Origin of the sequence: Enterococcus casseliflavus, assembly GCF_029215545.1 — a bacterium.
Classification (GTDB): Bacteria; Bacillota; Bacilli; order Lactobacillales; family Enterococcaceae; genus Enterococcus_D; species Enterococcus_D casseliflavus.
In genome coordinates this window covers 2,982,135-2,993,792 of record NZ_CP119393.1, presented here as the reverse complement: position 1 = coordinate 2,993,792, position 11,658 = coordinate 2,982,135, and the positions used below count along the sequence as shown (strand labels likewise).

At 45.2% G+C, this 11,658-nt stretch carries 8 protein-coding genes; all 8 read left to right on the top strand.

The window, feature by feature from the left end:
- The first annotated feature begins 141 nt into the window (after positions 1 to 141).
- The 8 genes from P0G38_RS14175 to P0G38_RS14140 all read left to right on the top strand — a co-directional run bounded on the left by P0G38_RS14175 (position 142) and on the right by P0G38_RS14140 (position 11,605).
- Positions 142 to 2,691: a VWA domain-containing protein gene (locus P0G38_RS14175; RefSeq protein ID WP_275852301.1), complete on the top strand. Its 2,550-nt coding sequence runs from the start codon at positions 142 to 144 to the stop codon at positions 2,689 to 2,691.
- A gap of 397 nt (positions 2,692 to 3,088) precedes the next feature.
- On the top strand, positions 3,089 to 4,543 hold the full coding sequence (locus P0G38_RS14170) for a helix-turn-helix domain-containing protein (RefSeq protein WP_275852298.1): 1,455 nt from the start codon (positions 3,089 to 3,091) through the stop codon (positions 4,541 to 4,543).
- A complete protein-coding gene (locus P0G38_RS14165) occupies positions 4,536 to 4,946 on the top strand; it encodes a cell wall protein (RefSeq protein ID WP_275852295.1) in 411 nt (136 codons plus the stop codon). Before P0G38_RS14170 ends, P0G38_RS14165 begins: the two co-directional genes overlap by 8 nt.
- Positions 4,947 to 5,119: 173 nt before the next feature.
- Complete coding sequence (locus P0G38_RS14160) at positions 5,120 to 5,899, top strand: WxL domain-containing protein (protein ID WP_275852292.1); 780 nt, start codon at positions 5,120 to 5,122, stop codon at positions 5,897 to 5,899.
- Between the two features lie 225 nt (positions 5,900 to 6,124).
- Positions 6,125 to 7,174 carry a WxLIP family cell surface protein gene (locus P0G38_RS14155; protein ID WP_275852289.1) on the top strand — a complete coding sequence of 350 codons (1,050 nt, stop codon included), beginning with the start codon at positions 6,125 to 6,127 and terminating at the stop codon, positions 7,172 to 7,174.
- Between the two features lie 20 nt (positions 7,175 to 7,194).
- A complete protein-coding gene (locus P0G38_RS14150; protein ID WP_275852286.1) occupies positions 7,195 to 7,815 on the top strand; it encodes a hypothetical protein in 621 nt (206 codons plus the stop codon).
- A gap of 71 nt (positions 7,816 to 7,886) precedes the next feature.
- A complete protein-coding gene (locus P0G38_RS14145) occupies positions 7,887 to 8,033 on the top strand; it encodes a hypothetical protein (protein ID WP_275852283.1) in 147 nt (48 codons plus the stop codon).
- 5 nt (positions 8,034 to 8,038) lie between these two features.
- Complete coding sequence (locus P0G38_RS14140; RefSeq protein ID WP_275852280.1) at positions 8,039 to 11,605, top strand: WxL domain-containing protein; 3,567 nt, start codon at positions 8,039 to 8,041, stop codon at positions 11,603 to 11,605.
- The last annotated feature ends 53 nt before the right edge of the window (positions 11,606 to 11,658 follow it).

Genomic DNA, 11,658 nt, shown 5'->3' with positions numbered 1-11,658 from the left:
TGATTTTTTTGCAAATGAAATCGGCATTTTTTTGTCTCCTTTTCGCAGCAAAACCTTCTATACTGTTTTCTGATAAAGACTCGCTTTCCTCCTCAAGGATTTTTGTGAGGAAAGCAGTGCGGAAATAAAGGAGCGAAAGCGATGAAACACAAAAGAGGTTGGCAAAAGCATGCAGGGATTTTTTTCCTGTTGTTGATGGGGTTTCTTATAGGCAGTCTGACTGTAAACAGTGAAACCACCACGTATGATTTTGACTATCAAACCGATGCGACCGGGCAGTATTTGACAAATGGAACGGCGCAAGGAGATACGTACAATTACAAGTATGGACAGGCGCCGGGGGTTGCTTTTGATGAAGAGAACTATGTCAATTATGCAGATGAAGCGTATCTGAAAAAGAGTGTCAAAGAAGCAGCGGGTCAAGGACTATTTGATGTAACGTTAGCTGTCAAAGGCAACCAGACCAGTACCCCTGTTGATCTGGTCATGGTGATCGATTATTCTTCCTCTATGACGGGAGAAAAATTGACCAACGCCTTGTTGGGGCTGCAGCAGTTTGGAAATGAATTGGCTGATTCGCTGGCGAATGGTTCCATTCGGATCGGGATCGTTGCCTACAATCGGGAAATCTACACCACCAATGGTTTTTCTACCGATATCGCCTACTTAGAACAATTTCTGCGGGAGACGGCCGAAACCCATTCTGGCACCTTCATGCAAAAGGGCTTGCTGGCAGGGCAACAGCTATTACTGGAAGAAAGTCGACCAGAAGCGGAAAAGCTGTTTATCCATATTGGTGATGACAGTGCCAATCGTAGTTATTTGCCAGCAGATGATGCAACAGTTTATCAAAATACTGGCGCAATCCGTGATTACAATGGCTATCACACGGAAAGCTATGTCGAGTCATTTCAAACATCGGCTACTGCTTACCATACGACAAGTAAAAATCCGTCAGATTCGCAAGCCATTCCTGTTAGCAGTACGGTGGTGACAGACGAGACTCTTGGCACGATCGTTGCGCTTAAAAAATCTGGGTTTACCTATTATTCGGTAGCAACGGCGCCTTCCGCACGAGGGGAGTACATTGGGCGTAATCTGGCGTCTGCACCAAGCAATTACTTAACGACGGATGAAAACCTGAGTGGATTGGGTTCAGCATTGACGGAGATCGCCAATCATATCGATAAAACGATCCCTGATGGAACGATCACGGATCCGATGGGCGAGGGCATTCTTTTGCAAGGATCTGGCAAGTTTGATGCCGATCAGTATCAGTTAGTCGGGTGGCGCAAAAATGCGCAAGGAGAGTGGGTCGAGGCGCAGGAAGTTGCAACTGGAGTAACCGTTTCTGAAAAGAATCAGACCATTACGGTCAGTGGGGTAGCTTTAGGTGAAAATGAAAAACTGACGCTGACCTACCAAGTTCGTCTGAATACGGAAGCCCCAGATTTTAAAGGAGAGAAGTGGGTGTTGTGCAATGGCCGTACGACCTTAACCCCAGCAAGCGGTGATGAAGCATTAGATTTCCCAATTCCTTCCATCAAAGCACCCAGTGTTTCCCTTGCGGTTCTTAAAAAGTGGGTCAATGTTTCAGCAGATGAGATTCCCGACCAAATCGATTATCAAGTCAAAAGAACCACCACTACGGCAGCAGACAGTTGGCAGCAGTCAGACCGTTTGACCCTTGAAAAAGCCAATGATTTTCGAGCATCATTTACAAAGGTACCCGTTGCTGGTCAAATGGCAGATTTACCAAAATACAACAATCAAGGGGAAGACTTCGTGTATTGGGTTGAGGAAGTCAATGTCCCCGACGGCTTCGAAAGCAGTGTGACGACTGAGGGAGATACCCTTGTAATCACCAATACAAAAAAAGAAACCGAACCAAGCACGACGGAACCAAGTACGACGGAACCAAGCATCACGGAGCCAAGTACCACCGAACCAAGCACGACGGAACCAAGTACATCGGAATCAAGTACCACAGAATCAAGCACGACGGAGCCAAGTACGTCGGAATCAAGTACCACAGAATCAAGCACGACGGAACCAAGCACCACAGAACCAAGTACGACGGAGCCAAGTACCACAGAACCAAGCACGACGGAGCCAAGTACCACAGAACCAAGCACGACGGAGCCAAGTACCACAGAACCAAGTACGACGGAGCCAAGTACCACAGAACCAAGCACGACGGAACCAAGTACCACGGAGCCAAGTACAACGGAACCAAGTACAACGGAACCAAGTACAACGGAGCCAAGTACGTCGGAATCAAGTACCACAGAATCAAGCACGACGGAACCAAGCACCACAGAACCAAGTACGACGGAGCCAAGTACCACAGAACCAAGCACGATGGAACCAAGTACCACGGAGTCAAGTACGACGGAACCAAGCACGACGGAGTCAAGTACGTCGGAATCAAGCACGACGGAACCAAGTACCACGGAGCCAAGTACGACGGAACCAAGTACGACGACCACAAACAGTGACGGTGCCACGCTAGTAAATCCCCATGAGAGCCAGTCTACTGAAACAAGTGCTAGTAGCGAAACCACGAAATCTTCCAGTCAAGAAAAAGCAAAGGCTCTTCCTCAAACGAATGAGCAACGAGCTGCATGGCTGGTGATTCTAGGCGCAATCATGGTAGGCGGTGTGTTTACAAGCGTACTGAAAAGGAAATAGGAGTTAGCTCTAACTTATAATTCTATAAAGTCAGCTAGACAAGTGTCTAGCTGTTTTTTTGTGCCTTAGGCAGTTGAAATTGGCGCTGTTACTAAAAAAGCTGTGGCTTATTTGTGAGTATAACTAGAAATTGATAAAGGAGAAACAATAAACAAAAACGTAGCGGAACTATTTAAAATAACATTTAATATTTACCTTTGAGAGCTTGCGAAATAGATGAATATTGATAGAAACTCAATATTTTTGCACCCTCGTGTGCAAATGCTGGATAAAAAATAGGTGGTAATTTTGTTAGAATCAAACAAGAAACATTGCAACGTTTCGAAGGCAGCGCTTAAGGAGGGACCTACGATTTGATAAATAATTTATAGGAAATTTGCTAAAGGAGATTAAGCCCGTGAACAGTCTTACATTCCAATTGGTAACGAACTCAGTGAATCGAAGAAGCCTGATACTATTGGCGTACATGGAAAACGAACAGATTTTGAGTGTCAAGCAGCTCTCAGAAAAAGCGAGTATTTCTCGGCGGACGATCTTAACGGACTTAAAAGCACTACGCACATTTTTTGGTGATACGATCTCTCTTGAAGGGACCCATCACGGGATGAAGTTAGTGATCAAGGATCATGGTGAGTACTATAAAAAACGACGCTCTTTCTATGAGCGAGAACCACTGATTTTATTAGTACAAGCTTTTTATGCGGGACAAACGTTTCCTTTTCTAGCTTGGATACGAGCCATGCATATTTCAGAATCAACGGCAAACCGACTCTTAAAAAAATTGCAGCTGATTCTTGATGAATACGGTTTGGTGGTAACCAAAGCACCGATTGGGCTGGTGGGAGAAGAAATCAATCAGCGAAAGTTCTTCTGGGATTTTTATTGCGAAACGCACTATTTTGAGTTGCCAGTCATTGATCATCAGCTCCAAGAAACGCTTTTAAAAAGAATTGAACAAAACGTGGGGATCGTTTCAAGAAAGAAGCTCCTCAATATTATTCGATTGTCTTTTCAGCGTGCCACTTTTGGAACCTTGATCGTTGATCCTGAGGTCCTAGCAGTGATCCAGCAAGATCCGCTTTTTCTGACGATCAAGGAAACACTTCAAGAAAGTAGTAGTCTTCAACCCATCGCAAAAAAACGGCTCCTTCAGGAAGCGTGTTTTATTTACCTAATGCTCTATGCGCAGTGGGCGCTTCGGGGGAAAACGAGGATTCCCCTCAATACCTTTTCAAAAACGAGTAAGCGATTCGTTGAACTTTTTGTTGCTTTTTTTGAACAGCACAATTCTTACCTTGACGAACCTTGTGCAATTCAACAGGTCGTTGAAGATTTTTTAGTACGACAATATGCAAAAGTTGGTTTAGCACCTATCTACCTAAAAAATCCGGATAGTACGAATCAATTTGTGTTTTCTTTGCCTTTTGATCTGTATGAACCTTTGATTAGGTTTATGGAAGTGAATGAGATTCCGCAATGTTTCAAAAATCAATTTTTGACGGACTTTTGTTGTTCCTTCGTTCTTTATCTTTTTGGCAATCAATTGATTCGGGTTTCGCAAAAAATCGTGGTGTTGCTTGCCAATAATTATGTGATCGATGAATGGGTCTATAGTATTTTTGAACATCATTTTAGTGGTCGAATGGCTGTGCTCTATGAAGAGCAATTAACATCGGAACAGATCAACCAACTTGACTGTGATATTTTGATCACCAATATCATCCCATTTGATTACTCCATAGAAAAGCAACCGCAGGTCTTTTTTTTGCCTAAATACATTGGGTATAAAGAAGCGATTAAAATGGTTGTCTCCATCCTAAATGAAGGATTGGAGGACTTCGTCTGTGTCTGAAGTATGTTTTTTGGAAGAGAAAAAGGAGCGAGAGGAAAATGAGGGAGAATACATGGCGCTTCGTAAATTGAGGTATTTTATTGTACCAATGTTGCTGTTAAGTTGTCTGCTAGTCGCTGATTTCGTAGAAGCCAAAGAAGTGTCCACCGCTAGAACAGAAGGGGTCATCCGTTTTGTTGGTGGCCAGGAACCTGAAAAGCCAGAGCCCAAACCGCCGACAGGGGAATGGCGAGCACCTGAAGAAGATTCGTCTGATAGCGCAAAAAATGATCGTTTTCCGCAAACGAACAGTCACCAACGACTACTTATTTGCTGGATAGGTCTGCTGCTCGTCATCTTGAGTGTGGTTGTTTACTTGAAACGATGCGCAGGACGATCCGCTAACGAGAAAAATGGCCTTTAGGCAATACGGTCGCGCGCTTGTTTTAGGATAAGGCAGTTGTGGATTTTGAAGAAAAGGAAAGATTAGTAAGTCATCTGGCAACCAATTCTAGCGAAAAAAGGTTTATGCATCGATCAATAGTAATAATCGTAGATTCTTTCTACGAATAATAATAGGAAAAGGAGTAATTTTTTATGAAACGTATTTATTTAGCAACAATCAGTATCATGAGTATCGCTGTGTTATCTGGGGGAGTGACCGCAGCAGCAACACCCATCCTGCAAGGAAATACCGAAAATGAAGTAGATTTCATCCCTGGAGAAGAGGAAGAGATCGATGTTGAATTACCTGAAAAAGAGCCAGAGGTAGAAATTGATCCGATCGATCCAGAGGTAACCGGTCCATTCACTTTGGTGCATGTGCCAAAGCGCTTCGATTTTGGGACCCAAGTGATCAGCACAGGCCCTGGAAAATCCGCCATGCTTGCGGAGCTAGAACGACTGTCTGATGGGTCAGGAACCGCGCCATATGTCTCTTTTGCTCAAGTATTGGATACCCGTGGTGGACATAGCGGTTGGACGTTAAATGTCGATTTGGATCAATTTACAAGTACAGATGCCACTTTGAATCATAAATTACGTGGGGCTTATATCGAATTTCAAAATCCGCAGATTCGTTCGAATGCATTAGATCCGGCTACTTTCCCAACGGCACCTAGCGATCAATTTAACCATCAAACCATCGACGTTGGGACGGAAGGCAACACCTTGATGTCTGCAGCTCCTGGCCAAGGGGCGGGTCTTTCAACGGTTCAATGGGGTGATCAAACCCTGCTAAATCAACAGCATGCAGCTGGGGAAGAGGATATTCTCAATGAAGCGATTTGGCTCCATATACCGACAGGAGCGAATCCGCAAGCAACTGCTTATACGGCTACTCTGACTTGGCATTTAAGTGCCATTCCTGGGAATTAAGGGATAAGTTTTTTGGAAGAACACAGCAAAGAAGCCAGTCTTTTAGCTTGGCTCAAAAGCACGAATAAGGGCACATGGATTTAACGGATCATTTTACCAGTAAGCGTGATAGCGAATAATCAGCGTGTTGCGACTAAGGAAAAACGAATCGGGAAGTGGGCAAGGGATATAGGGAATAGGCAGGAGACGAGTCGTTCCTGCCTATTTTGAAAGGAATGATTCATTATGAAGACACAAAGCAAGAGATCAATCAAAAATAGGCTAGTAGCTGGGTTTGTTTTACTGGTGATGGTACTCGTTGGATTGCCGATGACAGGTTGGGCAGAAACACAATCAGAATTGCCATTTCATGTGGTTCCTAATTTACCGAAAAGCCAATTACCAGATGGGAATAGTGGTTATTTTGATCTAGAACTAGCGCCAGGGACCGATGATGTTCTAGGAGTGACGATTCAAAATCGCGCGGAAAAGGAAATCACGATCGAAATATCCGCACATACGGCGTTCACTAACGGAAATGGCATCGTGGAATATGGCAAAGATGCCGCAGAACCTGATCCGACTTTGCCTTATTCGATAGCTGATCTAATCGAATCACCTGGAGAGATCATTTTATCAGCCAAGGAAAAAAAGACGATCGAGTTACCCATACATATGCCTGAAGAAGCCTTTGCTGGTAGTCTAGTCGGCGGTTTACGTATTCGAGAGGTCATCGCAGAAACGACTGGATCAGAGGAAGAAGGTGTCGCGATCCAAAATCGGTTTGCTTATATTCTAGGCGTCGTTGTCCGCAATGAAGCGTCTATTATTGAACCAGAGCTTGCGTTATTGGATGTGTTTGCCGGTCAGGTCAATTATCGCAATGCGTTTCGGGCAACGCTGCAAAATCCGTTGCCGCGTTTTATCAATCGCCTAGAGGTAGAGGCAGCTGTTCGACGAGCGGATCAGGAAGACGTTTTATATGAGGCGCAGCGTGAAGGGATGCAAATGGCGCCCAATTCACACTTTCATTTTCCCGTTTCATTGCAGGGGGATCGTTTTTACAGCGGAGAATATGTAATGAGCCTAACCGCTCGAGCTGAAGGCGAGGAGTGGACCTGGGATTATCCGTTCACTGTGGAAGCAGACACAGCACGACAGTTGAATCGTGAGGATGTCACCATTGAAGAGGAGCAAAACTGGTGGTTGATCAGCGCATTAGGACTAGTGATCTTCCTTCTTGGAATAATCATTTGGCTGTTATGGAAGAACAAAAAGCCGACCATGGATACGTAAGAAGTAAAGGAGAGCATGGAATGAAAAAGCAAAACTTGAAGTATTGGATTCGCTTGCTGCTTGTTTTTATGGGATTACGCTTGATGAGTGTCCCTCTCATCGTTGTTTTTGCTGAAACCGAGCCGCCTTACCTTGCACAAACGCTAACGGATGAGGGCGTTCTTGAGGAGTTTGCCGCAGAAACCTCTGAGCCTGAAGGGACGGTGCAGTTCAAAGAGCCTAAATTTGCTGGTAAGGTAGGCCAACCGCTTACGATCGATTTGGTCAGCGACCAAGCAGTGGCAGAAATCTTCCTAGAATTACCAGCAGAAGTCAAGCTGATGACTGATGTATTGGCTCCCGGACAAACAGCAGTAAAACAAAGCGATCAAGGCTGGCAGATCAAAGCAAGTCAAGCGCAGCAGACATTTTCTGTCTTGGTCGTTGCTGAACGTCCTGGAAGTTTTGTTGTAGCCAGTACAGGGAGTGAAGCGATCGTTGAAATAGCTGCCGCAGAGACAGAAAATGAGGAAACACCAAAAGACATGGAAAACGAGTCCCAAAAATCGCCAGAGAAGGACAGTGATCCTGCTGAACAAGCAGCAGACGACGAAAGTTTGCAGCAAGCGTCGTTGCTGAACGTCCTGGAAGTTTTGTTGTAGCCAGTACAGGGAGTGAAGCGATCGTTGAAATAGCTGCCGCAGAGACAGAAAATGAGGAAACACCAAAAGACATGGAAAACGAGTCCCAAAAATCGCCAGAGAAGGACAGTGATCCTGCTGAACAAGCAGCAGACGACGAAAGTTTGCAGCAAGCGTCAGAAGTGCAGGCGGCTAGTGCGATCGTACCAGCGCCTTTGATGGTGGCACAGCTTTTGTAGCGAACATGGCGGAGTTTAGTAGTGCTTTACAAGATCCAGCCGTATCCATTCTTTCCTTACAAGCGGACCTTGTCCAATCTACTTCCAGCATAATGACCATCGATCGTCCGATAATGATTCAAGGAAATGGCCATACATTGACCTTCACTAACAATAGTGCCTATTTTCAATTATTAGCCGTTAACGAAGAAACGATTTTTCGTATCGAAAATCTCACGTACCAAAAAACAGGCAACACCGCTTTGATTCAGACCACCAATGCGTTGAGCCGAAACTGGGTCGTTGAATTAGAGGGAGTGGAAGAAGCCTCGGAGAATCGGTCGCCTTTTATTTTAGCACGAGAAGCGAAGGTTCACTTTACTGGTGGGATCAATCGCTTTGAAGCAATGACGATGGCTTCCGATACCTTGTTCAATCTGAAAGAAGTGGAGGTAGGAAATCAAGCACAAGTGATTATTGATAAGCCGAATATGTGGATTTTTTATACAGCACCAGATATTCAAGATCCTAAGTTGTTGATCGATGAGGGTGCGCAAGTGAGCATTATTACGCGACTAGGTGATGCGAATACAATCGATTTACGTGGCGATAATGGTCAGATGGTACTCAATCATGGTGCTCGTTTAACTATTCGCAGTCCAGGAACGACTGCTGCTCCGACCAATGGTAATAATAATGCCGTTATTCTGTCTGGGAGAAATCCTCGCTTTATCGCAGCAGAGAATTCAGTTTTTTCAATCGAGGTTACAGAAAGAAAACGCGGGCTTGTTCTGACTGGAGAGCAGCCAGAATTGACGATCCAATCGGGTGCAAATGTAACGATAAACACAATGAATGCGAGCGCCATCCTCTTAAATGGCTTCTTTCCCACTGTTACGATCGCAGGAGATGAAACGCAAGTGCGGGTAAACAATGAGACGGCAACAGATGCCAATGCGATCGAACTATTAGGCGATGACAGCAATTTTTATCTGATTGATGGAGGTACGCTCATTGTAGAAAGTCAAGGAGTAGCGACGGACACTTCTGAAGAACAAAATATTGCACTACTCATGAAGGGCGCTGATCCAAGAATGATAGTGGGGGAAGCTGCCTTATTGCAAATTGAAACGACACAAAAAAGGCGTGGCATATATCTGACTGGAGAGAATCCTGAGTTGACGGTCCAGAACGGTTCAAAAGTACGCTTGACAGCCGAAAATGCAAATGCTTTACGAGTCAACGGAAAAAATGCCGACGTCACCATTAGTGGCGAAGACACACATGTACGGATTTTTAGTGAGATTGCAGCGGCAGAAGGAGCAGCAGCTTTTGTTTTAACGACACCGTCGAATGCGGCAGAAGCTGGCGTTCTTACTTTGAGTCAATCAGCAATTTTAGAGGTTGAAAGCATCACTGCTAGTGCGATCAATATCACCAGTCTCAACTTTACCTTTGAAGTGCAAAGCGATGGACAACTAATAGCTAGCAGTCATGAGGCTGACGGTGACCATGCTGTGATTCGCTTTTTATACTTCGGTATGGTGACGTTTCATGTGACGGATGGTGGAATAGTAACTGTTCATAAAAAAGGGGGCAGCGCACCCTTGATCCGAATTCCTAGTGGAGGAAATTCTTTTGAGATCACTGAAGGCGGCATCGTTGATCTTTATAATCCAGGAAATGGCAACGCGCATGATGGGAATGTTGCTGGAGGAAACCAAGGGATTTTTTATGCCAGAGGTATCCATGATAACGGGACAGAGAATAATTTTTCAATCGTAGGTGTCGATAGTAAATTTATGTGTGTAGCAGATAGTGGTCCGGGGATCGACATGCACACCTACTTCAATTCAACGATTTACGTTGAACAAGGATATTTCCAAGTGGAAGGGCGGACAAGTACCCCGGATGGTGGGGTGTTTCGTTCAGGCAAACTATCTGTCTTCTTGAATGATCCAGTCTTTTTTGATTTTCGTAACGATCGGCTTGATGGAGGAAACATCTTTAGTGTTTCTAATCTTTCAACATTAACGGCGACGAATAGTGACTTAGCTGTCTGGAAAAATGGGTCAAATCTTTTAGGAGATCCCGATCTAAATTTCCCAACCCTTGATTTTGCTTTTTCAGGAGCTGATTTTGGCATGTTAGGTTTGACGAATAAGCCCGAGATATTGAATACGGAGACCTTTGGCAATCAGGGACTGACAGCGTACTCTCGCGTAAGTTCAAACAATGCGCGTTGGGCGATCGTTGATGAGTTGCGAGTGCCGACGAATGCGGACAAAAAAATTCATGGGCGAGTCAGCTTGCCTGTTGGGTTTGACGGGACTCGACCAGCTTGGGACGATGAAGCGAAAGTGACCGTTGAAATTGAAACAGCAGATGGTCAGAAGGAAGAAGTCACTGCAAAAACCGTCGGACATACAGAAGAAACACCAGGGATCAGTATCTACGGAGAAGAGGCGCAAGGAGGAATTTTTGAGATTCCTCTTGAGGCTCCCTTGGAAGCAGGAACCATCGTCCGAGTCATCGCCGTCGAATTAACCAGCGGCGAACTGACAGAAGGTGCCCAGCATCAAATACGGACCGAGTCTGTGCAGGTTTTCCCCATTTTGCCGCCAACGCCCGCAGCTTTTGCTTCCTACGTTCTTCTTGAAGAAACAAACGAGATCCATGGCCACACGGAAGACACAAAGGTTGAGCTAAGTGCTACCCATAATGGTATCTGGTTTGATACAGAGGCGGTGGTTATCGATGAAGAGGGAACGTTTACGATTGATGTAAGTGATCGGCAGTTAAAAGCAGGGGATGAGCTCCAAGTCTTTCTGAAAGATTCTGCTGGTTCGGCAAAAGAAGCTGGAGTGATCAATCCGCCGTCAACGAATGACGAACAGGGCAATCAGAATCCAGCTTCAGAACTCGTTTTTCGGGATGCTGTGTTTCCCGCTGCAACTACCCTGCGAATCGCCCAGACTGGCCCACTGCCACCGGTTGATCCATTGGAACCGGATGTAGAGGTGAACCCAGAAAATCCACCGATCATTCCTGAAGACCAAGGATTACTTAGTCTTGATTTTGTTTCTCAGTTCCGATTTGGTCAAGCGCCGATCCGCAGTACCAAAGGAACGTATCACGCATTGCCTCAGCAAATGATTGCTGCTGAAGGGACAAGCGAAACTAAGGAACGTCCAAATTATGTACAGATCACGGATCAGCGTCAGGATACAGAAGAGACGAGTTGGCGTCTATCTGCGACTCTTAATTCGCAGGGCTTTCGGAATGAAGACAATGAGCCTTTGATCGGTGCTCAAATCAGCTTAGCCAATCAACGGCTTATGACGACTTCAGAAAATTCCAATGCTAGTATGCCAGAGCTTTCAACGATGAAGGATAGGGTAACATTGGCGCCAGGCGAAGCGCAGCCTCTACTAACTGGCGATAGTCAGAGTACGGGAACATGGGTCTATCGTTTTGGTGATCAAGAGACGGCAGCCACCAGTGTCACCTTAGAAGTACCTGCTGGTGCAAATCCCAAGTTGGGACGGTACCGTGCAACGATTGAATGGTCGTTAAGTAGTGTGCCAGAGTGAAGAACAAATACTACTCGTCAATAGAAACGAATTGAAAAGACGTGTGCGGCGTT